This is a genomic window from Wolbachia endosymbiont of Chrysomya megacephala (assembly GCF_008245065.1).
In the GTDB taxonomy this organism is placed as follows: Bacteria; Pseudomonadota; Alphaproteobacteria; order Rickettsiales; family Anaplasmataceae; genus Wolbachia.
Genome location: NZ_CP021120.1, coordinates 1,188,868 through 1,213,734, shown reverse-complemented (window position 1 = coordinate 1,213,734; position 24,867 = coordinate 1,188,868). Strand labels below are relative to the sequence as shown.

The 24,867-nt window shown below is 32.7% G+C and carries 17 protein-coding genes, 1 tRNA gene and 4 pseudogenes; 13 read left to right on the top strand and 9 right to left on the bottom strand.

The genetic code is table 11. The features are described from left to right. Positions 1-35: 35 nt before the first annotated feature. A complete protein-coding gene (locus CAI20_RS05775; RefSeq protein WP_246111586.1) occupies positions 36-1,073 on the bottom strand; it encodes a hypothetical protein in 1,038 nt (345 codons plus the stop codon). A gap of 93 nt (positions 1,074-1,166) precedes the next feature. Between CAI20_RS05775 and CAI20_RS05770 the strand changes: the two genes are divergently transcribed. The 6 genes and pseudogenes from CAI20_RS05770 to CAI20_RS05745 all read left to right on the top strand — a co-directional run bounded on the left by CAI20_RS05770 (position 1,167) and on the right by CAI20_RS05745 (position 11,809). Continuing rightward, the gene (locus tag CAI20_RS05770) at positions 1,167-1,874 is read left to right on the top strand and encodes an IS6 family transposase (protein WP_149168876.1); all 708 of its coding nucleotides are present in this window, start codon (positions 1,167-1,169) and stop codon (positions 1,872-1,874) included. A gap of 936 nt (positions 1,875-2,810) precedes the next feature. Continuing rightward, on the top strand, positions 2,811-4,148 hold the full coding sequence (locus CAI20_RS05765) for a hypothetical protein (RefSeq protein ID WP_149168925.1): 1,338 nt from the start codon (positions 2,811-2,813) through the stop codon (positions 4,146-4,148). Positions 4,149-4,155: 7 nt separating this feature from the next. Next, positions 4,156-6,354 carry a hypothetical protein gene (locus CAI20_RS05760; protein ID WP_096097234.1) on the top strand — a complete coding sequence of 733 codons (2,199 nt, stop codon included), beginning with the start codon at positions 4,156-4,158 and terminating at the stop codon, positions 6,352-6,354. 649 nt (positions 6,355-7,003) lie between these two features. Further along, positions 7,004-8,944, top strand: a complete 1,941-nt coding sequence (locus CAI20_RS05755) for an ankyrin repeat domain-containing protein (RefSeq protein WP_149168924.1) — start codon at positions 7,004-7,006, stop codon at positions 8,942-8,944. 356 nt (positions 8,945-9,300) lie between these two features. Continuing rightward, on the top strand, positions 9,301-10,608 hold the full coding sequence (locus CAI20_RS05750; RefSeq protein ID WP_019236482.1) for a hypothetical protein: 1,308 nt from the start codon (positions 9,301-9,303) through the stop codon (positions 10,606-10,608). 355 nt (positions 10,609-10,963) lie between these two features. Continuing rightward, positions 10,964-11,809, top strand: a pseudogene (locus tag CAI20_RS05745) (IS982 family transposase). Positions 11,810-12,048: 239 nt separating this feature from the next. On the opposite strand, the pseudogene CAI20_RS05740 reads toward CAI20_RS05745, so the two are convergent. Further along, positions 12,049-13,017: pseudogene (locus tag CAI20_RS05740) on the bottom strand (recombinase family protein); the annotation flags it as partial. A gap of 86 nt (positions 13,018-13,103) precedes the next feature. Between CAI20_RS05740 and CAI20_RS05735 the strand changes: the two are divergent. From CAI20_RS05735 to CAI20_RS05725, 3 genes are all read left to right on the top strand, one after another. Then, positions 13,104-13,811: an IS6 family transposase gene (locus tag CAI20_RS05735; protein WP_149168876.1), complete on the top strand. Its 708-nt coding sequence runs from the start codon at positions 13,104-13,106 to the stop codon at positions 13,809-13,811. 269 nt (positions 13,812-14,080) lie between these two features. Next, positions 14,081-14,776, top strand: coding sequence for a polyprenyl diphosphate synthase (gene uppS / locus CAI20_RS05730; protein ID WP_007302838.1), 696 nt, complete (start codon positions 14,081-14,083; stop codon positions 14,774-14,776). Continuing rightward, complete coding sequence (locus CAI20_RS05725; RefSeq protein WP_007302837.1) at positions 14,766-15,392, top strand: phosphatidate cytidylyltransferase; 627 nt, start codon at positions 14,766-14,768, stop codon at positions 15,390-15,392. The genes uppS and CAI20_RS05725 overlap by 11 nt, the downstream gene beginning before the upstream one ends. Before the next feature lie 15 nt (positions 15,393-15,407). Here CAI20_RS05725 and CAI20_RS05720 read toward each other — a convergent pair whose 3' ends face one another. Together CAI20_RS05720 and coaD are read right to left on the bottom strand one after the other, a co-directional pair. Then, entirely contained in the window at positions 15,408-15,617 is a 210-nt protein-coding gene (locus CAI20_RS05720; RefSeq protein ID WP_007302836.1) for a zinc-finger domain-containing protein, read from the bottom strand. 71 nt (positions 15,618-15,688) lie between these two features. Beyond that, positions 15,689-16,195: a pantetheine-phosphate adenylyltransferase gene (gene coaD, locus CAI20_RS05715; RefSeq protein ID WP_007302835.1), complete on the bottom strand. Its 507-nt coding sequence runs from the start codon at positions 16,193-16,195 to the stop codon at positions 15,689-15,691. Between the two features lie 74 nt (positions 16,196-16,269). Between coaD and CAI20_RS05710 the strand changes: the two genes are divergently transcribed. Then, positions 16,270-16,342 (top strand) — tRNA-Phe (locus tag CAI20_RS05710). 60 nt (positions 16,343-16,402) lie between these two features. Further along, positions 16,403-17,341 (top strand): gamma-glutamyl-gamma-aminobutyrate hydrolase family protein, encoded by a 939-nt coding sequence (locus CAI20_RS05705; RefSeq protein WP_007302834.1) that lies wholly within the window; start codon positions 16,403-16,405, stop codon positions 17,339-17,341. A 122-nt stretch (positions 17,342-17,463) separates the two neighbouring features. Here CAI20_RS05705 and CAI20_RS06940 read toward each other — a convergent pair. Next, a pseudogene (locus tag CAI20_RS06940) lies at positions 17,464-18,404 on the bottom strand (IS5 family transposase). A 250-nt stretch (positions 18,405-18,654) separates the two neighbouring features. Further along, positions 18,655-19,812: a 2-octaprenyl-6-methoxyphenyl hydroxylase gene (gene ubiH, locus CAI20_RS05685; protein WP_007302833.1), complete on the bottom strand. Its 1,158-nt coding sequence runs from the start codon at positions 19,810-19,812 to the stop codon at positions 18,655-18,657. A gap of 161 nt (positions 19,813-19,973) precedes the next feature. Here ubiH and CAI20_RS05680 point away from each other — a divergent pair, with 161 nt between their 5' ends. After that, complete coding sequence (locus tag CAI20_RS05680) at positions 19,974-20,609, top strand: hypothetical protein (protein ID WP_149168936.1); 636 nt, start codon at positions 19,974-19,976, stop codon at positions 20,607-20,609. 225 nt (positions 20,610-20,834) lie between these two features. Here the strand turns inward: CAI20_RS05680 and CAI20_RS05675 are convergent, their stop codons facing one another. After that, positions 20,835-21,503, bottom strand: a complete 669-nt coding sequence (locus CAI20_RS05675; RefSeq protein ID WP_012481726.1) for a septal ring lytic transglycosylase RlpA family protein — start codon at positions 21,501-21,503, stop codon at positions 20,835-20,837. Positions 21,504-21,529: 26 nt separating this feature from the next. On the opposite strand from CAI20_RS05675, the pseudogene CAI20_RS05670 reads away from it, so the two are divergent. Then, positions 21,530-22,358, top strand: a pseudogene (locus CAI20_RS05670) (Mur ligase domain-containing protein); the annotation flags it as partial. A gap of 440 nt (positions 22,359-22,798) precedes the next feature. Here the strand turns inward: CAI20_RS05670 and CAI20_RS05665 are convergent. Next, positions 22,799-23,959, bottom strand: coding sequence for a multidrug effflux MFS transporter (locus CAI20_RS05665; RefSeq protein WP_149168935.1), 1,161 nt, complete (start codon positions 23,957-23,959; stop codon positions 22,799-22,801). 120 nt (positions 23,960-24,079) lie between these two features. Further along, on the bottom strand, positions 24,080-24,787 hold the full coding sequence (locus CAI20_RS05660; protein ID WP_149168876.1) for an IS6 family transposase: 708 nt from the start codon (positions 24,785-24,787) through the stop codon (positions 24,080-24,082). Positions 24,788-24,867: the final 80 nt, after the last annotated feature.

The window sequence follows — 24,867 nt, the reverse complement described above, 5'->3', positions numbered from 1 at the left end:
TAACCTACTTAAGATGACTATTTCTTAAGACTAGATCACTGATTAACTGCTCGAGATAGACCTGCTTGTTTAACATAAGGTTGTTGGAGACTACCTGGCTGTTGACCAAAAGCAACCACAGAGCTATGTCTTACATCTACCTCTACAAACTCATTACCAATTTTTATAAGGGAACCTTCATCTGTTGCACCTTTATTAAAAACAGCATATATCAGTTTCACTTTGCCAGCATCAGTAATTACCTTATACGCTTCACCTTCTTTATATCTTTTCAACTGGTCCTTAGCATCTTTTTCTTTTTTATCCAATTCTCCTTTCTTAGCAAATTTTAGCTCTATTCCAACTGGGGGGTATTCTTTTTTTTGATCAGTAGCATTTATAACCAAAATAACATCCAACTTCTCTCCACCACCTATTTGAAATTCAGTAATAACTTTTATATTATCTTCTCCGTAGCTACTAAATAAACCATGCAATACAGCTTGAAATGTAGCCTCATTGCTTATTAATGATTTGAAAGGATGTAGTATATGAGAAATTTCTTCAAATAGTTTTTTGTAATCATCATATTTACCAGATTCTATAGCTTTGCTCAAAGCTGCTTTAAATTTTTTATTTTCCACAATTCGAGTAAAATTACCTTGTAAAATTTCTTTACCTCTTTTGTATTTGTCCAATGAGTCATACGTATTTACTGTAATTCCCTTATTCTTATTACAGTACTGATCAAATGGATTCTTATTACTAGGCGTACTGTATAAGTTACAGGTTATTTCTTGTATCTTTATGTCATTGACGTTTTGAATTCTCCTAATATTTTCAATAGGAATTCCTTTATTATCTGGCACTCTCAATGCAAATTCATTTTTTTCATTTATGTTGAGTATAAGCACCTTCTTACCTAAAGTTAGCACTATAGTTGTAACACAATCCTCAATACTTTCTTTTGCTGCTTCTGGGCGTTTCTGTGATCCAGTAACCATTTTATCATTTTGATCATAAATAAAAATATGTTTACCTAACTTTTCACGCTTAATAATATTAGAAATAAGTACTAGCTGACCTAAGATCATTCTGCTGGGTTCTGTCGCATCTATAGAGCGAAGTCAGTTTCATTTGTAGGAAAATAGAAAAGAAGTAATATAATCATCTTTAAAAAAGCAAAGATGTTGCGTATTAGTCCAAAATTATTGCCCTATTTCAAAGGATTTAGCTTTTCAGCAGAGATAATAATGTTATCAGTATACATGAAGTGTCGATTTTCTTTGAGCTATCGAGATTTGGAAGAAATGATGAGTATAAGAGGAGCGAAAATTGATCATGCTACGCTACAAAGGTGGATTATCAGATTTGTGCCACTGATAGATGAAGAGTTGAGGAAAAGGAAGAAGCAGGTTGGCAGTAGCTGGAGAATGGACGAGACCTACATAAAATTAAACGGTAAATGGGTTTATCTATACAGAGCACTAGATAGTCTCGGCAATACTGTAGACTTTCTGCTGTGTACTCGTAGAGACAAGTCTGCAGCACTTGCATTCTTTCGTAAAGCCTTTAGAAGGAATAATCTTCCTGAGAAAGTAGTAATTGATAAAAGCGGCAGTAATATTGCTGCTCTTGATGACTTGAATACGGAAATTCCTGAACCTTATAGAATCACGGTTTTTCAAGTAAGATATCTAAATAATATTGTTGAACAAGATCATAGATTTATCAAAAAATTAATAAAACCAATGCTTGGGTTTAAAAGCTTCCATTCTGCAAAGATTACCATCACAGGCATAGAAAATATTCGTATGATTCAAAAAAGACAAATTATTAAAGCTAATGATAATGGTTCTACTTTTGAAAATTTTGCTATGTTAATGGCTCTATAACTCTCATAATTCCAGTTTTTACAATCTTCTTGTACTACAATTTATAGATGCGACAGAACCATGCGAAATCCTTATCACTACTTCGTTGATGATAAAACTTCAGTAGAAAATGCATATCGCTCTTTTAATAATGATATTGAGACTGTAAATAATATTATAAGAAATGCAAAATTTAATATTAATAAATAAGTCCACTAAAAGGTAAAAATGGATTAATATCTATAAAAGATTTTACTACTTGTTGATTAAATTAAAGGGCCAGTAATATTATAGAAAATTTTAGACTTGCAATAATTTTCAATAAGAGCCTCTTGATAAGGTCAATCTGATCTTTCATTTTTTTTTAATTCTGTTTTTATCATACGCTTATTAATTCTTCCGCAAGTAAAATACTATTAATTTGGCAAGATATATGATTAAGATCTCAAGCAAATTAACCATTTCCAGTGCTCAAAATCAAGAGACGTGAGAAGAGTTTGTTTTGGAATGGATTGGTCTACCAAACGATACATACGAACTTTTCTAGATAATAATTTCATTATACGCTGAAATCAGCTATATTGGCTCACTTTTACTAAACCTACGTACGAACTGTTTTGCCTAAGCTTATGAAAATAATTTAAACCTTCTATTTTTATAACCTTATTTCTATGCGGCTTGTTCTCGCAAATATACGACCTTTTTTGCAATTTTAGAAAGAGTCAATAATTCAAATTTTTGCAGCACTAAAATAGACGTTTCTTTAGTTACAACAAGGTCTATTTTTTCGTAAATAAAAATGTTTTATAATAATTAATTATTAGAATGAAAATATCATACTTGGCTCTCAAGAAATTTCCTGTTGTGCAGTGGTAAGGTTTGGAGAAAAAGATTGACTTGGCAACGATAATTTACTAGACTAAAGTTTATATTAAAATACAAAATGGGGTTGCGGGTATGGAATCTGGTTTGGATCACAATTACAATAAAATACTTGATATATTAAAAGGTGCTATTAAAGGCGACGATAATCAAGTTAAAGCAAGAAAACACCTTAGAGTAGAAAGATGGTTGAGGGCTTATATTCAATTAATTGAAGATTTTGATGAGGAAAAACTAATTTTTTTTTCTGATATATTCTCTGATAATTCTTGTTGGGATGGAATAAAATTAAAGAATAAAGCTGTTGGTGAAAGGCTAACTGAAGAAAAAAATAAAAATGGAAAAGAAAATCCGCTTGATCTTGCAGATAGATATTACTTGGCATGTAAATATTGTCTAGAAGATAAGATTCCTGGATTATTTGAACAAGTATTTATGAGATTTAAGAGAAGTGCCTTTGAAGAAGATGGATCTGATGATGATCTGAGAAGAGAATTATTGGAAAATATCGAAGAAACTAGCCCTATAGAAGCTTTCTGGTCTTTTCTTATTGATAAGCAGATTGGAAAACTAAACGAATATAAATCAGTTGAAGGTTTGCAAAAATCCATACAGATAAATTCTAATAAAAACTGGGAAGAAGGTATAGAGTTCTTCTATAATAAATTACACAATGATTCCAGTATTTCTAGTCAAGATAAAGATGATCTGTTAATTGAAGCAGCTTTATCTGCAGTAAAGGGTTACAAAGAAGTAGACACCATAGAGTTTTGCCTGTCTAAAATGGATGATGAGCAAAAGAAAAAATTACTAGATAGAGGTTATAAGGAAAATACTTATTATGCAGTGTTGAATGTGCTAGTAGGTCAGTATTACTTTGATTCTTTTATGGAATTAATCCGATTGTGTAGTCAGATTGAATGTGAACGTTACACAACTTTTTTATCTTCATTATCAGATCAAGTACTGAAGAATCCAGATCTGTCTGAAGAAACAAAAAAATGTATGATGAATGTTTGGGAACGTATAATAAAATTAAAAACTCAAGACCGCGGGGAGCAATCTATTTCCTCTATTTTTGTAGACTATTCAGTTACATATACAATAGCAAATTTAATTGTGGATCCAAGTAGACAAGGGGTAAGTAAAGAAGAAATATTAGGGAAGATATTAAAGCACGTAAAAGAAATGAGTGGTGAAGAGATGATAAAGGTTAAAGATTCTGTATTAAGTAAAATTCAGTTATTTCATGGGGGTAAAAAATTGCAGTTAGGAGAACAAGTATTTTCTAAATTAGCTCAAGAAGCTTCTAAAGAATCAATTTTGCGTGAAGCTGGTGATACTTTGCCACAGTCAAGTCTCAGTACGACTGATACCCCATATAATATAAAATCTTTAAGCCATAGCAAATAGGAGTAATATGCCAAGTAATGTCAAGCCGCTTGAGTTGGTACAGCTTCTGTTAATGAGAAATAAATCAAAAGACGAGTTCCTAGATTTTCAAAAAAGGTTCCAATCGTTTATCAATCAATCTCCTTCTTTTTTGCATTCAGTTGGAAAGCCAGGCTTTTTCCCTAGTTTCTTTTTTGGTATGTTTGCTACTGTATTAGACACAGAACTTGCTACTAAAATTGGTATTAAAAAACTTCATTTTCGTTTTGATGATAATAGAACTTTAAAAATAGCTATATTAACTAATGAGGGACTTAAGTGTATAACGATGTCTGATCAAGTTGATGGTAACATGCATCTAAAGTTCTCTCAAGGAGAGTTAGAAAAAATAGCACAGAAATGGAAAATGGGAGCAGAGTTTGATAAACTAGAAAAAGAAGAGCATGAAATAACAATTACAGGAAAAGAAGTAAAGTACGGAAAGGTTGATCCAGCTTTTAGTAAAAAGACTGATTATTCACAAAAAGGTTTTACAGAAATAGAAAAAGATCGTGACCAACAAGACCTAGAGAGCTTAATTTCAAAATTGAGTAATCAAGATTTCGAAGAAGTAAAAAAGAACGCTAGAAGAATGTTTAATTATATTACAAATGTCTATAAGAAATATGAAAAAGAAACTCTATTTAGCGGTAAAGAATCAAGTCATCATGGGTTTTTAGCTGGGTTTTTGATAAATTTTAAGTATCGTTTTCACCTAAAACTTTATCTCGAATTATTTGCTGGAAAAGGTTACGCAGACATTATTTTACTTGTGCGCGGTTCTGATAAGTCGCTAAGCTCTATTCCTATTATTATTGAGCTTAAAGCAGGTACTGGTGAGATAAGTACAGTGATAAAAGCATTGAAGCAAGCACAAGATTATGTTAAGGGCTCTTTTTCTAACTCTATAAGAATGATTACTATAGCTAATGAAGCTATTTGTGTAGGATTAAATTTTGACATGGTTCATCACGAAAATGTTAAAATTGATGTAGAAAATTTTCTTAGTCGAGAAGGTAATTCTGTAATAGAAAAGTTACTTGGCACTGAAGCAGCGAATGCTGAGGTGATAAGAACACAGCTAGAGTATCTTTACTATGGAATTGTTTGGAGCAATGGTGGAAGTGATAATATTAATTATGTCAGCAGAATGATCTTAGGTCAGCTAGTACTTATTTCTAATATTATTAAGCGTGAAAAGTTAGGTAAACATATTTTTATTTATGATCAAAATGATAAAATGGTTACTGGATCACAGAAACGCCCAGAAGCAGCAAAAGAAAGTATTGAGGATTGTGTTACAACTATAGTGCTAACTTTAGGTAAGAAGGTGCTTATACTCAACATAAATGAAAAAAATGAATTTGCATTGAGAGTGCCAGATAATAAAGGAATTCCTATTGAAAATATTAGGAGAATTCAAAACGTCAATGACATAAAGATACAAGAAATAACCTGTAACTTATACAGTACGCCTAGTAATAAGAATCCATTTGATCAGTACTGTAATAAGAATAAGGGAATTACAGTAAATACGTATGACTCATTGGACAAATACAAAAGAGGTAAAGAAATTTTACAAGGTAATTTTACTCGAATTGTGGAAAATAAAAAATTTAAAGCAGCTTTGAGCAAAGCTATAGAATCTGGTAAATATGATGATTACAAAAAACTATTTGAAGAAATTTCTCATATACTACATCCTTTCAAATCATTAATAAGCAATGAGGCTACATTTCAAGCTGTATTGCATGGTTTATTTAGTAGCTACGGAGAAGATAATATAAAAGTTATTACTGAATTTCAAATAGGTGGTGGAGAGAAGTTGGATGTTATTTTGGTTATAAATGCTACTGATCAAAAAAAAGAATACCCCCCAGTTGGAATAGAGCTAAAATTTGCTAAGAAAGGAGAATTGGATAAAAAAGAAAAAGATGCTAAGGACCAGTTGAAAAGATATAAAGAAGGTGAAGCGTATAAGGTAATTACTGATGCTGGCAAAGTGAAACTGATATATGCTGTTTTTAATAAAGGTGCAACAGATGAAGGTTCCCTTATAAAAATTGGTAATGAGTTTGTAGAGGTAGATGTAAGACATAGCTCTGTGGTTGCTTTTGGTCAACAGCCAGGTAGTCTCCAACAACCTTATGTTAAACAAGCAGGTCTATCTCGAGCAGTTAATCAGTGATCTAGTCTTAAGAAATAGTCATCTTAAGTAGGTTATGCTGTCGGGAAGTTTTGTGACAAAGTTATAGAAGGAAAACAAAATGATCCTGATACGAGTACATGGAGTGCTGTTAAAAGTTCGTTTTCCGATACATTTATTACTAAGCATAATATGAATTACATTTATAGTAATCAATCTCCAGTGAATTCCTTAGATAGCTAAGAGCTAAAAGTATGTATTGTGTAAATAGTTACCAAGGCTGGAAGGTTTTGAACTTTTTTTCACAACACTGATGTTCTTGCTAAAATATTTTTGAAAAAGTTAGTTGACTTATAAATAATTCTCTACTAATACTGGCATGTGTTTGTTTATTCTGCTGAAGTGGCTCCGCAGGTTACTGTATAAGCTTCAGCAGTTTCCGTGCTCCTTTAAAGCATCATGCTCTTATAGTAGTGATATCAAGTATAGGTCTTAACCATGTTGATTTATAGTAAAATTAGCTCAAATTTGGAGTCATAAGCAACTTTTAACCTCTCTATATACTCCATTGTTACTCACCATAAAAACTTAACAAAAGCTTAACGACGTGAGCAGTAAAAAGATTATGGTTATTGACTTAATGTTACATATCGCATACAATATATCATATATCTTAGCTTAAGGGGTAAGTATGAGTGAGTCTACTGGGATGGTAAAATCTATCATCAATCTACTAAAGCCAAAATCCAAATCAGAACTATATGATTTCGAATATGAGTCCATTATAGAACATCTATCATCTAAAGAGCATTTATTAAATGAGCTGATGAATGATATGTGGTACTCAGGAGACTTACCATCAGTCAGAAACTATAATGAACCATTATCTTTGATAGATAGCAAACTTGGATTAAGTGAACAAATTTGTGTTTGGTTTGCTCTGGACCATGATCTTACGCCAAGTCAAAAAATTTTAAACAAAAAGTTACTTAGTGCTCTAAAATGTTTAGCTTCTAACTGTGGTTCATTTGATAATACTGAGCCCCTTGAAGAATTTTTACATGATAATAAAAACAATAAAGATTTAAAAGTGATTCTTAACCTAAGAAGAGGAGAATCTCAATCAACAGTATTGCATGCAATTGCAGGAGCAAACATTGGTGGATTTCGTCGCACAGGAAATCAGGCTATAGATTTACTCTTAGAAGCAGGCGCAGATCCTAACATACAAGATAATAAAGGAAAAACACCATTATACCTTGCTGCTGCCAAAGGTCACCACGATAATGCAAACTCTCTTCTTTTGAAAGGAGCTAAACCTAATATAACAAGTAGAAAGGGCAAAACTCCACAACAAATAGCAACTAATAAACTCTGCTATAATATAGAAGAATTATTTTTAACTGATAAACAGAAAAAGTTGAATAAGGAATTGTATGACTTACTTGTACTCGATTCAGACTGCACTAAAAATTTAAAGGAGTTTTTAAGTAAGCATAAAAGAGATTCAGACCTAAAAGTAGTGCTAAATATTAGGCAAGGAATGGGTGAATCAAAAGTGTTTTCGTATGTTGATCGTTTTGCTTGGGATAATGAAGATCTTGCTCAAGAGTTAAGAAAAATATTTCTAGAAGCAGGAGCATTAGATTATGGTATAAATATTTATCGTCAGCAAAAGAAAGGACAGGTCAGTAAATTACTCGTTAATTTAACCTCAAATCAAAAGGAAAAGTTAAATGAGTTTTCTGATAAGGTGTTTCAGGCTCAAAACATGGCTGAACTTGAAGAGATTGTAAACGATGCTATAAAGTCTGGTGTACGATTAAACTATTCTCTTTCACAAGATTTCTTTTCAGGTAATGAGTACACTTTTACCGATTATGTGATGAAAAAAATCAGTGAGTTGGAAAAAAATCCTAAAGTTGCTAGTAATATAATATGTCAATTAGTATCAAAAGGGGCAGTGTTTGGTAATACAGTTGATGCTAACACACTGACATCAGAATTTAAAGAGCATAAAACTAACCTAAAAAAAGCTTATAGAGATTATATTAGCAATTCTCATAAGTTTATTGAAATCGCAAAAAGTGCAACCAATAGCGAGCTAAAAGATGCAAGAGTAGACAACTCCGTTTTTTACTTAGAATATTCTAAAGATAGTAAAATAGACATTATAAAGATAACAGATGGGGCAAGGGATTTAGGTCTAACAGATGGAGATGTAAAGTGTGGAAGAAATATAGTAAAGATCGGTAATAGTGAAGTAGAAATTAAAACTGAAGATGGCATAAGGAATTATACAGATCTTACAGAAGGCAGCAGTATAGTATTAACTTTCTATACTAGTTTGGGAGAATTGGAAGTTAGATTATATCCTGATGAGAACAATAAAAAATTGATAAGAGTAGAAGTGAGCGATGAAGATCTATTTGAAGAAATAGCAAGTCATGAAGAAATAGGGCAAAATTGCTTATTGGGAGGTTTATCGGTTATTGAAGCTATAGATCAAGGTGTTTTTGCTAGATCTGGTGGATTAATGCATCCTGAAGTAATAAGCGAGTCTAACAACAAATGGACAGAACGTGAAGAGTTAAGAAGAGTTTCTGACTCTAGGGGAGAAATTGCTAGGTAAATTATGCAGCTAACCACTTTTGCATCTAGAGTGATTATGCTTTAGTATATAATCAAGTTCTGTAACACTGTTCTAACCCCAACTATGAATTAGATTGTAGGTAAATTATTGAAAATCACTACTTTTTTAGTTAAGTTTGATCAAATTTAAAAGTAGCGTATGCATCATGCAGCTAATACCAACACTCATTGTTGGGAACGCAAATGATAAATTTGTTTAACTTCTCAATTATAGGCAAAAACAGCTCTTTTTCATGTGTTTCATAACTAACGGAAATTGGTATTAGAAAAATTATACTTGCATTAGCTTTTATTCATGCTAATTATGTACATAATATATCTATAGATTGAGGGATTATGATATTAGAATATATTTTAGGAACTAAGCAAGTTCATGCAAATGGTGGATTAGCTACTGAAGAACAGCACATGGAACGTTTTGGTCAGCAAACTCTGGAGCCTAGTCCATCATTGTTAGATCAAGAACAAACTGATGACTGGCATGAGTCCGTTGTTGAAGACAACAATACTGTTGTTGAAAGTTCTTTTATTCCAGAGAATTCAATTTTAATGAATTTAGCAAATCTGTTAACTGAAAGCGAAAAAGTTTCGATTGATGAATTTCATGACAAGATGGAAAGTATAATGAAAGAGTTTCATGAAAATAGATACGAAAGTTCTGCAAAGGTCACTCTAGAAAAGATGGAACGTTTAATAGATGAACATTTGAAAAGAAAAATAAAGCTAAATTTACGCTGTGATCACTATGAACGTAGTGTGTCGAATTTTATATTTAAAAAAATAATTGACATTGCTAATGCTAGCAGTGTTATGCGTATAACTCCTACTACTATATCACGTTATAAGGACAATGGGGAAGAGGCAATAGATGAGTGGGAAGAGGCTTTAGAACCTTTATTCAATATTGTCAATAAGCTACTATTAGCAGGTGCAAAAATAGAGTCTGATTTTTACAATGATAGAATGATAGGTGAAACTATGTGGGGAAGTGATGAGCCTATTTTTACAGAGTGTAAAAAAATTAAGGACAAACTGAAAAGTATCGCATATGAAGGTTTAATAAATAAGAATGAACAAGTTCAAGATGATGATCTGCAAGTAGAAGTAGATAACAATCTTGTTCTTTTTAGGTGGCCAAAAAACAGTATTGTTGAAGTTGGAAAGGTTATGAATAGTAAGGTGAATGAAAACTTTAGTATAGAAAGTAGCATCCTACAGATTGGAGAGAGTATAGTAAGAGTTGAAAATATAGGAGGAAAAAGAAATTATACAGATGTCTTAGGAGATAGCATTGAAATGTCCTTTACCACTGAAGTAGGCGAGATTAGTATTCATCTGTATCCTAGTGATAGTAATATAATAAAAGTAAAGCTTGATGGAGAGAACCAGGAGAAGTTTAACAAATTAAAAGATAAATCAAGTCTAGGAGAAAGCTGCTTTTTAGGAGGAAAAAGTGTTCTACAAGCTGTTAACGATAAAGGTTTTGAAAGAAACGGTAGAATACTTATAGAGTCAGCTGAAACTATTAAACAATCAAATTTTGTAGTGAAAGAATCAGGTGTCCCATCTACTCTTATGAGGCCAATCGATAGTTTAGACCAGCTGCAAAAGGTGGGAGCTTCGAAAGAAATAGTAGTGTGTTAATGAAGTCAACTAAAATTAGTAAACAAAAGAAAGGTCTTGGAGGGTAAAAAAATTGATGTATCTTCAAAGTAAGATTTTCTTAGGTATAAACTATACTCTCAAGGTGAGAAGAAATAGTAGGGGGATAAGTGTTGACTTAATAATTTAGAGATTCTTCTAAAGAAATTATTTTTCTCTCTTGATGTTTATTCTTTTATAGGTATAGCCTTTTGTGTTTGATTGAATTGACTTTTGTGATACCTACAGAATTTCCTTTATCACCCCAACTATGGATTAAATAAAGAGATAAAAGTGCAGCTAAGAAGAGGAAAACAGGGTAAGCTCAAGTATTTTATCAATAATTAAGAGGTTACCCATGAAGAAAGATATTACAGAACTTTACTGTTGCGTCGAGGATTTTTGTCGCACAGTCGATGATAATTTTGCTAATATGCTCCTATCAAAAGGAAGAAAACCCACTAGAATAACGGACTTCGGAAATTCTCACCATAATTCTATTATATCATCAATCCCCTTGCAAAAGTTTCAAAGCTTTTTACCTACTTTATCTGCCACTTTATAAATCTGAGTTTTCTAAATTGCCAACATATGACCGATTTATCGCTCTTAAATCACGGGTTTTATGGATTACTTTTGCAATGGTTCTGCAAACAAGCAAAAATGACAGGTATTGCCTACATAGACACTTCTACAATCGCTGTTTGCCACAAAAAAAGAATCTCCAAGAACAAAGTTTTTGATGGTTTGGCAGAAATTAGTAAGAGCACATATGGTTGGTTTTTTGGCTTTAAATTGCACTTGGTAATTAATGAAATTGGAATCACTTACTCTAACCAAAGGTAACGTTGATGACAGAAAACCTGTGCCAACTCTCACTAAAAGACTGACCGGACTTTTGTTTGGAGATAAGGGCTATATAAAGAAAGAGCTCTTTGAGAAACTCTTTGATAGAGGCCTAAAACTCGTCACTAAAGTAAAAAAAGGTATGAAAAACGTACTCATTTCACTTAAAGAGAAGATTTTACTAAGGAAAAGATCGATTGTTGAGACTGTTTTCGACTCCTTGAAAAACAAATTTGAGATTGAGCACACAAGACACAGATCGCCAACAAATTTCCTAATTCATGTTTTTTCTGTTCTGATTTCCTATTCCATGCAGTCGAAAAAGCCCTCTATTTCTATGCCTTTCTTTGCTGGCTAATCCATAGTTGGGGTTTTATCAGACCCACCACATGATTCAGCGGGAGAAGGGCTATCAGGTTCTTACGCAATAACTTTGGAGTTCTGGAATCGTTTCATATGTATGTTTAAGATTATCACTATTTTTATTACATAGTTAAGTATCAGTTCCTGTAAAACTAGTTTACCTTAATTCTTTGTTTTAAAGTATTGGTTTTCTGGCACATAGTCTTTTCCATTGCCTATTGCTTTTGTAAATTGAGATTCTAAGCCGTAAAACTTCTCCAATTGGTCACTCCATAACATTGGTACTTCTCTTAAATAAGCTAGCTTCAAATCTCTTGGCTGTCTCCCATTTACTATGTCTTCCTTTATTTTTGGAGCTAAATAATTTAATCTCAAAATTTGCTGTATACGTCTTGTACCTATATTAATTTTGGCACTCATCTCTTTAACACTTCTATACTTTCCCTCTTCTAGCTGACGTTTCCATAGGTGAGCTCTCACCACTGCTTTCAGTAGTGCATTATTTGTTTTCCCTTCTGGCTCTACTACTGTGCATTTATTTCCTTTCTTTTTTATTGGTATAAATGTTTCCTCTGACTCAGAATGTACCTCTATTCCATCTTCTCTTATCATTACTCCCTTTATTAACTTTTTCACTACTTCTTTCTGCTTTCCAAAACTTAAATTTTCCCATTTTTCTTCGGTCTTTTCTCTCCAATTTTCATATATCTGCTCCGCTTTCCTCATCACTTCTTTTTCTACTTCTCCTGCTATTACATTTCGGTTTTCTGATTCACAACCTTTTCCCCTTAAATGATTGTTGCATACGTAATATCGATATCTCTTATTCTCCTTTTTTGCATATGTCAGTGTCATATTCACATCACAGCTCTTGCACTTAATTATTCCCCTAAGCAGTGCTTCCTCATATTTTGCTTTTCTATATGGTTGATTCCTTATCAATTCCTGCGCTTTTTGCCACTTTTCTTCTTCTATTATTGCTTCATGCTTTCCCTCATACTCTTTTTCATAATGTTTGATTTTTCCCATATATATTGGATTTGTTATTATTCTCCTTACCGTCGCTTTTTTAAAGATATCTGATTTTGTCCGGTATCCTTGACTATTTAACTCCCTTGCCAATTCTGCCATTGATTTTAGCTCCAAATATCTTTCAAATATGTGCCCTACTATTTTTGCTTCTTTTTCATTTATTATTAATTCGGTTCTGTCGCATCTATAGAGCGAAGTCAGTTTCATTTGTAGGAAAATAGAAAAGAAGTAATATAATCATCTTTAAAAAAGCAAAGATGTTGCGTATTAGTCCAAAATTATTGCCCTATTTCAAAGGATTTAGCTTTTCAGCAGAGATAATAATGTTATCAGTATACATGAAGTGTCGATTTTCTTTGAGCTATCGAGATTTGGAAGAAATGATGAGTATAAGAGGAGCGAAAATTGATCATGCTACGCTACAAAGGTGGATTATCAGATTTGTGCCACTGATAGATGAAGAGTTGAGGAAAAGGAAGAAGCAGGTTGGCAGTAGCTGGAGAATGGACGAGACCTACATAAAATTAAACGGTAAATGGGTTTATCTATACAGAGCACTAGATAGTCTCGGCAATACTGTAGACTTTCTGCTGTGTACTCGTAGAGACAAGTCTGCAGCACTTGCATTCTTTCGTAAAGCCTTTAGAAGGAATAATCTTCCTGAGAAAGTAGTAATTGATAAAAGCGGCAGTAATATTGCTGCTCTTGATGACTTGAATACGGAAATTCCTGAACCTTATAGAATCACGGTTTTTCAAGTAAGATATCTAAATAATATTGTTGAACAAGATCATAGATTTATCAAAAAATTAATAAAACCAATGCTTGGGTTTAAAAGCTTCCATTCTGCAAAGATTACCATCACAGGCATAGAAAATATTCGTATGATTCAAAAAAGACAAATTATTAAAGCTAATGATAATGGTTCTACTTTTGAAAATTTTGCTATGTTAATGGCTCTATAACTCTCATAATTCCAGTTTTTACAATCTTCTTGTACTACAATTTATAGATGCGACAGAACCTACGCATCAAATTAAGAAAACACGCTCAATTTAGACCATTTTTGCCATATTTCTTAGTAAAATCACTGGCAGCTGACACCGAGGTTGAGAAAATTTTTGTAATATAGACTATCAATGATTTTTCAGTAATAATATAGTTTTAGGTGGATATAGTGAACGTTTCATACAGAGATATAGACATTAAGCTAATTAGAACAGGTTGAATTCAAATGTTGAATCTAGAATCTCTGCCAAAACATCTAGCAATTATTATGGATGGTAATGGTAGGTGGGCAAACAATCAAGGAAGGGTAAAAATTGATGGCTATAGAAAAGGCAGTGAGGTTGCATTTGATATTGCTAAGCATTGCACAGTCCTGGCCATACCTTACTTAACTTTGTATGCATTTTCCATGGAAAATTGGCTCAGATCTGAAAACGAAACAGACTACCTATTTAATTTATTTTACTACACTTTAACTAATGAAGATAAAATGAAATTCATTTACAATTGTAACATTAAGTTAAATTTTATTGGCAATTTAAGTCTATTGCCCAGTAAAATATTCGATCAAATCAAAAAAGCAGAAGAAGTGACACATAAGAACGATGGTCTATTACTCACTGTTGCAGTTAGTTATGGAGCAAAGCAGGAAATTATACATGCTATCAACAACGTCATAAAAGGAAATATTGATTGCGTATTGGAAGAGGAATTTGAAAAATTTCTGTATACTAAAGATTTGCCAAAATTGGATTTATTAATTCGCACTGGTGGCGAAAAAAGGTTAAGCAATTTTTTATTATGGCAAGCAGCTTATGCTGAATTGTATTTTTGTGATACTTTGTGGCCCGATTTTTCTTGTCAAGATTTGACCAAAGCACTAGAAGATTATACAAAAAGAGAAAAAAAATATGGTAGATAATAACTTTATGGTTAGAATATTGTCCTCAATAGTAATATTACTCATATTTTCTTTTGCTACATATTTCAGTGATTTATCATTTTATCTACTAATTTTTTCAATTGCAGTTTTATCTTCTTTTGAATGGTATAATCTAACTCAGGGCAATAGAATCTTATACATTTTCGCATTACTATTAATCGCACTACCAAATGCCTCGCTAATATGCCTATATAATCTACCACAGGGAAAATATGCATTAGTATGGCTTATCTTAACTATTTGGAGCATCGATATTGCTGCCTATTTTTTCGGCAAAAATTTTGGTAAAACTAGAATTTGTCCAATCATTAGCCCTGGGAAAACTTGGTTAGGACTTTTTGGTGCAGTCTTAGCTGGAATAGTGTGTACAATTTTTGGCTCAATATTTTTGAGTTTATTTCCAATTTTTTATTCTCCAATAATTGGTTTGATAGTTGCTATTCTAGCCCAACTTGGAGATTTCACTGAGTCACTCATCAAAAGAGTTTACAATGTTAAAGATAGTGGAGGTATTATACCAGGCCATGGAGGAGTACTCGACCGTATGGATAGTTTCATTTTTACTGCCCCTCTCATTGCTATTTACATAAGCTAAAAAAATGAAGTACTATTAACCTTTGGTTCTTTCCTTCTTGCTTATTACTTTCACCTCAACAGATTGAAATTCTTCGGCACTCACTATTTCATCCATTGACTTATTACAATAAGGACAATACATTTCTCCTTCTTTGTGTAAGTATACTATTGGATGACCAGAACCATCATCATTTTCATCACCACGGCAGCAAACTATTACATTATTATCCCTCACTTTTAACATGTCTCTCCTTTAGCTTACAATATTTTACACATCTAACATACTCGTTTGGAAATAAAAAAGACAACAAATACTTATTCTCCATTTTCTACCCTATTTAGATTAATCAATTCACTTTGGACACTTTTTGACACAAAGTTGCTAACATCTCCTCCTAATCTCGCTATTTCCTTTACAAAACTTGATGAGATAAATTGAGTATCCTCAGATGCAGGAAGAAATATAGTTTCGATTTCAGGAAAGAGCTTATAATTTACCCAACTCATTTGAAACTCGTAATCAAAATCCGATACTGCTCTCAGTCCTCTAATAATAACAGAAGCATTTTGCTCTTTGGCAAACTTCACTAGCAACCCATTAAAGGATATAATATCTGCATCAATTCCTGCTCCTTTCACTTCATTTTTAGCCATGCTTGTGCGCAGTCTTATGTCAAAATTAGTATGTTTATTAACATTCTCTGCAACACCAATTATCAACTTATCGACTAGCTTACATGCTCTTTTTATTATGTCAAGGTGCCCAAAAGTTATGGGGTCAAATGTACCAGGATAAATTCCTATTTTGTTACTAATGTTCATTCTTTGTTTCTATACTTCAAAAACTTTTGATGGACATGATAACGTTTTTTATCTAAAAATGAAAGTACGTAGTTGGCCTGATAGCTCAGTTGGTAGAGCAAAGGACTGAAAATCCTTGTGTCGCTGGTTCGATTCCTGCTCAGGCCACATTCTTTTTCTTAATGTTCTATAATATATTATAATATTAATATAATTATTTAGGAAATAATGTATAAATGTTACAATAGAATATTTAATATACTATTAATTACATTTCTACTATTAAGTAATATCGCTTATAGTGAAAAAGTAAACAAAGAATTACCTGCTTTGACAGTGGAAAATGCAGTAAATTATAATATAATTGTTGGTTTATTGCAAACAGATGAATCTCAAAATATCTATGAGATATTCAATAATTTTGGGGTTAAAACTATATTCATTGACTACGACAAAATAATTAATCTAAAAGAAATCCAAGAAGAGTTCGCAAAACAAGATGAAATATTGGCAAAAAAGCTGATACTAGATCGAATAAAAGTTGAAGTTGCAAAATTTATCAAAGAGCAAAAGATAAACAGAATATTTATTTCAGATAACTTTCATTCAGCTCTTAACCCTTACCGCCAGCTTGTGAATGAAGCAATTGTAAAAATAGTAGATGACAATCCTACAATTCATTTGCTTGCCATATGCGGTGGTTTACAAGACATTATGCATGCAAAAGAAATTGAAATAACAAATGTTGTTAATGATGAGAAGAATCATTTAAAATCAGCATCCTATCCACAAAAAGAGAATATACCTCTTCAGCAGATAAAAATTGTTCCAGGTAGTAGTTTGGAAAAAGTGGTAGCTAGATTTTTACTACCTAATCAAAATGGCTGGTTTTCAACTTATTTTCCGAATGCTCATTCAGGTACAGTAAGTAATACTACAGAGAATAGAAGAAGGCTAGAGCTACTTGGATATAAAATTGCAGCGTTTGCCAATGACGGATTAATAGAAGCTATCGAAGATAAGCATAGTAATATTTACTTTCAAAGTCATCTAGAAGCCCTTGTTGTCAAATCAGATAAAAACTCTCGTTTGTCAAGCCAAAAGGTACGTCAGGTTTCAACACTAGTTGCTATAGCGATTATAAATGATTTTCTTCATCGCGTTTAATGCTAAAATAAGGAGAATCATTTAATGTAATGCCAGTACTCTTTCTTCTTGTCATCCCAGTGCTTGACACTGGGATGGCTTTGTTGCACAGCTCTTCGGATAGTGGGTAATGTATAATAAATTCATGAAGCCATATCAAACTTAGCCATGCCTATTTCAGTAAATTTGTTAAGCAAATAACACTTGAGTAGCAGTTCCTTCTCACGATTAATCTCAGATTTATTCCTAAAACTAAATCCAAATATTTGCTTCAGTCGCGAGAAAAAACTTTCTATATAAGATCTCTTCCAATAATTTATCTCTTTTTTCCACCTCTTCATACCATCTTCATCATATGACTTTATGAGCTTGATTGTAGAATTTCTCTCATTCATATAATCCAACTTTGGATGCTCTACTGCATTATTTTGCGGAGGAATCCTTGTCTTTATGTCAAGCTCATCGCACAGTTTGTATAACTTCTTTCGATCTATCTGCATATATCGTGCTTATGTTATACTTGGTATCCACTCTTTCAATAAGATCACAGGCTCCATAGTGGTCGGAATAAACTCCACTACTGTATTTTGCAGCTATAACTTTTTTACTACCTATCTCTAGCATTACATCTTGTTTGCTCATAGCGGCGATACTTTCTATCTGTACCATTTGCCTTACTATGGCCTGGAATATTATTGTAGATGCTGATACCTGTACTATCTATAGCAATTTCAATATCTTCCATATCGTTCTTATCAACTCTGCAGTCGTTGATTTTGATATTAAGCTTTTTAAACCTTCTTGAAGCCTGCGAATAGCTGATAATTTGCAAAATTTTCCCTATTTGCTCAAGATATTTCTCTATAAATCCCACTGTTTGCCTAAGACCAATCCTGAATAGATAGGTTATTATGTGAATTAGAATCACTACTTTGTCGCTGTAGACATTGTTGCCACCTGCTACTTTTGGACTATTTTCGTACCAATTTTCAATGGCATCGTTGATATAATGAAAAACATTTCCCCTTTCTTGAAGAAATTTGTTATATTCATTGCAGTTACTGACTTTCATTCTTATTGGCATATTTTTCCTTTGTCGGCTAAATATCTATTTTATAACAAATTCCATCAGTAACTGCCTGTTCTTTCCTTGAGTGGTGCAACAAAGCCCACTGGAATCCAGTTTTTCGTTTCATCAAATTTAGCATAACTCAAGTTTGCTTATAAATTTTTCTGGATGCCAGTGTCTGGGCACTGGCATGACATTATGGAATTTGAGCTCCAGTGTCAACTACTCTAATGATACCTGATTATGATGAAAGAAATCTAATGATTTATATAAACCCCATAGCATGTCGAACGAAGCTTTTTTTAAGAAAATCTGAATTTTCAACTACCATTAAACCAAGATTTCTCAGAACTTGAGCGCAAAGTATTCTGTTGGAAAATATTCTATTTAGTCCATCAGTTGCAAGTGCCATAGTAAAATTATCAAAGTATCTGTCATATGAAATTTTCTTCAATAGATAATTACTGCCAACATCAATGCCAGAGGATTTTGCAGCAGTTATTTGTCTAATAACACTCTCTACATCTCTCATTCCAAGGTTAAGTCCTTGACCTGCAACCGGGTGGATTGAATGTGCTGCATCGCCAATCAGCAAAATTCTGCTTTTATGCAGCTTTCTTGCAAAAGAAAAACTCAAAGGATAGAATCTTCTTTCACCCTCTAATTCAATTTCTCCCAAATAAGAACCAAATCTTTTTTTGAGTTCTATGACAAATTCCTCTTCGGATAAGCTCATCAGCATTTTTGAAATTTCGCATTTTTCTGTCCAAACTATTGAAGAAGTATAGCCACCTTTCATTGGCAAAATTGCAAATGGACCACCAGGAAAAAACCGCTCTACAGCTAAGTTTTGGTGATGTAATTCATGTTTTACATTAAATACCATGCTATTTTGTTTATAATCAAATTTTATCATTGGTATAGAAAACAACTCTGGCAACCTAGAGTTTTTACCTTCAGCACAGATAAATAGTGACGATATCAATTTTTGATCATTATCAAGAGTAACTTCCATGTATCCTTCGTCACAAGAGATTGTTTTATAGGAACGTGGAGAATATATATTGAGTTTATGCAAAAAATTTTTATTGATTGCATTCCATATAATAGCGCTCTTGATTACATAGCCCATTGGCTCTTCACCAACCATTTTATGGTCATAATGCACAGTAAATGGACTATCTCCATCTAATATGCATATATCAAGTATTGGTTCAGTTTCGCCTTCTAAGAGCCGCCAAATCCCTAATTTTTCTAGTATTTTTTTTGATCCTTGAGAAATGGCAAATGCTCGATTATCATCAACTGCACGTGGTAAACTATTTTTCTCAATTACGGCTACAGATACAGAGTCATTACTCAGGCCAATAGCAGTAATAAGACCAATTAGCCCACTACCTGAAATGATTACATCGTAATTCATTTTATTAACCTAAAATTATATTATACCCATTTTGAAAATAGTTTAAACGAACTTTGTAGACACTGAACTTCTCATTACTATCTTAGTTATAACCAAAATAGTAATAAAATATTAATTATTTTACACTAAATTAGGTCTAATTTTATTAAAGGAGCTAGATTATGACTACAGATTGCAAAAAAGAATTACTAAATTGCATTAGCAAGTACAGAGAAGAACTTGCAGAAAATAAAGCAGCAATTAGACAAACTTTAACTAGCGATAAAATTAATATAAGCGATTACTTTTATAAGGGTGATAAAATCTGTAACAAAGAGCTGTTTAACATAGGAAGTGAGTGTAAAGATAAAAAATATGGTAGTCGACAAGAATATACGTATGATGAGTGGAAGGAAAAAATTGAAAAACCTCATGCTAAAGATTTGCTAAAGATGTTACAAAATGAAATCAAAGGTAAAATATTAAAAAGTTTTGAAGATTATGAAAAATATCATAAAAATTCTACTGAAGCTATAAAAAGAGAATTAGACATAGATTCAAAATTAAAGGCAATACTCAAAGAAAAGCAACAACCAGAAACTGATGAAACTCGAGCATATTATGACGTTATACGAGGTTTATATGAAAATAGAGACATGCGCTCTCAACTAAAGTGCAATGATCTTGATTGTTTTAATAGAACAATAGAAGATAATCTATCTCAAAAACAATCCGAGCTAGCTGCTATAAAGGATGACTTTTTGGATAATACGCAAAATATTTTTCAACATATTCAAGTTGAAGATAGTATTTTTTAGAGAAATAAGATTATGCTATTTTTTTTAATGAAATTTCTTAAGTGGTAGATTATTTTTTACAGCTACATCTGAGGTAGCTGTCACTACCTGAAATGTAACAAATAAAATACCAATCTTAAATATTGCTATATTTCACGATAGTTTCTCAATTTAACGCACATGCTTTTGGAACATTCTCATTTGTCAAATAGTTTCTGTCATGCTACACAATCTGTAATGCAGGTTTTAACTTACTTTTACGCAATATTGATCATTCTTGAAAAGCAATCTAACATTTTCTATTCCTTGATTACGAAGCTTTGATGCAGCTGATTTAGCTACCTGAGCGTTTACAAAAAATGCTACATATCCCTTACTTTCTGCATTGTTTTGTTTTGGGTGACGTTTCTGCATTTCTTTTTCATATTGCCTTTTGTAATGAGGAGTATTTTGTATCAATTGTTCTGACCTCTTTCTTAAGTACTCGACTTTTACCTTCGCAAGCCCAGACTTATGAAGTCCTAAAACTTGTGCTGCTTTTTCTGACAAGTCTATTATTCTACCTTCAACAAATGGCCCTCTATCATTAACTCTTATAACAAGCTTTCTTCCATTTTCTAAATTAGTAACACGAACAAAGCAGGGTAGGGGCAAGGTCTTATGTGCTGCAGAAATCAAGTGACGATTAAACACTTCACCGTTAGCTGTAATTGTGCCATGATCTTCTATTCCATACCACGATGCTATTCCTACTTCCTCATAACAGCTACAGTATTTTGGGTGGTAGGTGATACCATTTATTGTATAGCTATTGCCAATTTTATAATGACCTGCGGTGTGATTACACCTATTGCTAAAACTACAACTACTCATCAAAACGAATATTAGACATAGAAAGGCTAGTTTTTTTATCATTGTACTTAGTGAAATGGTTCGATACCATGAGGATTTTAAATTATACTATAATAAATTTAGTAATAAGTAAACGTCTACTGCCAAATATGCACAGCACTAAAAAAGAAGTAATACATATAATCGGTATAGGTGGAATTGGAATGAGCGCAATTGCTGAAATTCTTCATAATTCCAGTTATAAAGTTCAAGGCAGTGATACGCGATCAAACGACAATATAGATAGGTTACAAAAATTAGGTATAGAGGTCTATATTGGTCACGATGCAAGTAGTATTAGACAAGCTCAAATAGTTGTACATTCTTCCGCAATAAAACCTGATAATGTGGAGCTAGTTGCAGCAAGAAATAACAATAAAACCGTTTTGCATAGGTCAGACATGCTGGTTAAAATTATGAAAGGTAAATATGTGATAGCAGTTTCAGGTTCAAGTGGCAAGACGACGACGACAGCTATGATTGCTTCCATTTTTGATCATTCTGGTGCTGACGCCACTGTAATTGTTGGAGGAATATTAAATTCCTATCAGAGTAATGCAAAACTTGGCAAAAGTGACATTTTCTTAATTGAGGCTGATGAGTCTGATGGAACTATGTTAAAAATTCCTGCAGATATTGCTGTTGTAACAAGTATTAATGACGACCATATAGACCATTACGGTACATTTAACGACATCAAAAATGCGTTTTCTAGATTTGTAAACAACGCGAATTTTGCTATTTTGCCTGATTCTGCAGACATCAATCATGATGCGAGTAATTCTATAAAGTTTTGGTTTGGAAATGGTAAAATTAGAGCTAGCAACATCAAACAACACAATAATAGCATAGAATTTGACGTGCTGATTAGTATAAACGAAAGTAATCGTATTCCATTGTCCACTACTCGAGTAGTTGAGAGTGGTGGAATAAAAGCAGCTCTTGATTCGTCACTTCAATGCTTGAAACTGGATTCTCGTTTCAATGTTAAACAAGATACTATAGAATTTAAGAGGACAATCCCTAGAAAATCTCTACATTCAAAAAAAGTAAATCGTACTAATGCTATTTGAACAAGCTAGCGTAAAAGTAAGCTAAATTTTTTAAGGTACAAAAATAGCAAGAAACAGTTGTTTGAAAAAAATTGGAATTTGATTGGATTGCTGAAAATTGGCTCTCAAACTTTAGACGCATGAGCAAGATAATACTCTTTAACTAATATAGATTAGGTGATTTGGAAGAGATACATCTAGAGCAGCCAGCAAAGTTACAATACATATTACCGCAATAACTAGAAATGAGAAGGATCTATATGGTGATTATAGATTTTTCCAGACCTTGAAAACAATAAATAGACAGTAAATTAGAACTACTGCAAAAAAAACAAGAATAGCTACACTGGTTGCTTGACCATCGTAAACGTAGCTTGTTAAGCCGATAAAAATAGCCATGATAGAAGCTCTAATAAATGAAATTGCAGAAGAAGTTGTGCCTTTCATTTCAGGGAAAATATTTAATGATGCATTGAAAATGACTGCTTGACAAATTCCACAGCCAATACAAAAAATAACCATAGACAGCGTTACTAAGTAGTAAGCACTGGGCATGATTATACTGAATATTAAAAGTGATAGGGATCCAATAGCAATTACGCCTGTACCGGAAATTACACACCAAATTGCTCCAAGTTTCTTTAAGATCTTACTGGAAAACAGGCTAATTAGTGAGAAAGACCCAACCATTGCACCTTGATGTAGCGCATAAATAGTGCTGGATAAACCAAAAGTTTCCATATACAAAAAAGGGCCACAAGTAATGAATGACATATAAGCCGCAGAAAAAAGGCTCTGTGCCAAAGACAACACCATAAATTTTGAACTTGATAATAATTTTTTATAGTCTTTCGTCATTTTTTTTAGACTAAAAATATCACGGTCCTTTTTTGTTTCTGGTAACAGAAAAAGCAGCAAAACCCAAGAGATGAAACAAAGTATTGCAACACTTGCATAGTTACCACGCCACCCAACAATTTTGTTGATGAAACTGCCTAATACTGGTGCAATTGCTATGAGAACTGTGATAATAGAATTCATGATTCCAATAAATTTTACTGCTTCGTTGCCTTTATAGCTGTCTGCAATAATTGCAAACACAACTACAGATGTGCTAACACCAATGCCTTGAATAAAGCGAGAGATTAAAAGCCAAGAAACTGACAGCGCAAAAACACAGCCAACAGCACCGATGAGTAGCAAAGTGTTGCCTATGATCATCATCCTTCTTCTGCCATAGCATTCAGACAATGGACCAAAAAATAACCCTCCTATGCAAACGCCTAAAAAATTATAAGCAATAGTTAATTGAATTGTGCCTTCCGGTACGTTAAAATAGAGTACTATATCAGGAAAACTAGGTACAGAAATATCAATTTCAATGAACTTAGCAATTAGAGATAGAATTAATAAAAACGGTAGTAACACTTAAAATCTTTAATTAATGAATAAAAATATCACATTTAAAGCGTTGAAAGAAGAACATTTGGTTCTGTCGCATCTATAAATTGTAGTACAAGAAGATTGTAAAAACTGGAATTATGAGAGTTATAGAGCCATTAACATAGCAAAATTTTCAAAAGTAGAACCATTATCATTAGCTTTAATAATTTGTCTTTTTTGAATCATACGAATATTTTCTATGCCTGTGATGGTAATCTTTGCAGAATGGAAGCTTTTAAACCCAAGCATTGGTTTTATTAATTTTTTGATAAATCTATGATCTTGTTCAACAATATTATTTAGATATCTTACTTGAAAAACCGTGATTCTATAAGGTTCAGGAATTTCCGTATTCAAGTCATCAAGAGCAGCAATATTACTGCCGCTTTTATCAATTACTACTTTCTCAGGAAGATTATTCCTTCTAAAGGCTTTACGAAAGAATGCAAGTGCTGCAGACTTGTCTCTACGAGTACACAGCAGAAAGTCTACAGTATTGCCGAGACTATCTAGTGCTCTGTATAGATAAACCCATTTACCGTTTAATTTTATGTAGGTCTCGTCCATTCTCCAGCTACTGCCAACCTGCTTCTTCCTTTTCCTCAACTCTTCATCTATCAGTGGCACAAATCTGATAATCCACCTTTGTAGCGTAGCATGATCAATTTTCGCTCCTCTTATACTCATCATTTCTTCCAAATCTCGATAGCTCAAAGAAAATCGACACTTCATGTATACTGATAACATTATTATCTCTGCTGAAAAGCTAAATCCTTTGAAATAGGGCAATAATTTTGGACTAATACGCAACATCTTTGCTTTTTTAAAGATGATTATATTACTTCTTTTCTATTTTCCTACAAATGAAACTGACTTCGCTCTATAGATGCGAC

Coding starts and splice junctions, on each gene's coding strand:
- CAI20_RS05725 (WP_007302837.1), top strand. CDS start 14,766: ATGGTAGATAATAACTTTATGGTTAGAATATTGTCCTCAATAGTAATA.
- CAI20_RS05750 (WP_019236482.1), top strand. CDS start 9,301: ATGATATTAGAATATATTTTAGGAACTAAGCAAGTTCATGCAAATGGT.
- uppS (WP_007302838.1), top strand. CDS start 14,081: ATGTTGAATCTAGAATCTCTGCCAAAACATCTAGCAATTATTATGGAT.
- CAI20_RS05770 (WP_149168876.1), top strand. CDS start 1,167: ATGTTGCGTATTAGTCCAAAATTATTGCCCTATTTCAAAGGATTTAGC.
- CAI20_RS05735 (WP_149168876.1), top strand. CDS start 13,104: ATGTTGCGTATTAGTCCAAAATTATTGCCCTATTTCAAAGGATTTAGC.
- CAI20_RS05760 (WP_096097234.1), top strand. CDS start 4,156: ATGCCAAGTAATGTCAAGCCGCTTGAGTTGGTACAGCTTCTGTTAATG.
- CAI20_RS05765 (WP_149168925.1), top strand. CDS start 2,811: ATGGAATCTGGTTTGGATCACAATTACAATAAAATACTTGATATATTA.
- CAI20_RS05680 (WP_149168936.1), top strand. CDS start 19,974: ATGACTACAGATTGCAAAAAAGAATTACTAAATTGCATTAGCAAGTAC.
- CAI20_RS05675 (WP_012481726.1), bottom strand. CDS start 21,503: ATGATAAAAAAACTAGCCTTTCTATGTCTAATATTCGTTTTGATGAGT.
- CAI20_RS05720 (WP_007302836.1), bottom strand. CDS start 15,617: ATGTTAAAAGTGAGGGATAATAATGTAATAGTTTGCTGCCGTGGTGAT.
- CAI20_RS05705 (WP_007302834.1), top strand. CDS start 16,403: ATGTATAAATGTTACAATAGAATATTTAATATACTATTAATTACATTT.
- CAI20_RS05755 (WP_149168924.1), top strand. CDS start 7,004: ATGAGTGAGTCTACTGGGATGGTAAAATCTATCATCAATCTACTAAAG.
- CAI20_RS05660 (WP_149168876.1), bottom strand. CDS start 24,787: ATGTTGCGTATTAGTCCAAAATTATTGCCCTATTTCAAAGGATTTAGC.
- CAI20_RS05775 (WP_246111586.1), bottom strand. CDS start 1,073: ATGATCTTAGGTCAGCTAGTACTTATTTCTAATATTATTAAGCGTGAA.
- coaD (WP_007302835.1), bottom strand. CDS start 16,195: ATGAACATTAGTAACAAAATAGGAATTTATCCTGGTACATTTGACCCC.
- ubiH (WP_007302833.1), bottom strand. CDS start 19,812: ATGAATTACGATGTAATCATTTCAGGTAGTGGGCTAATTGGTCTTATT.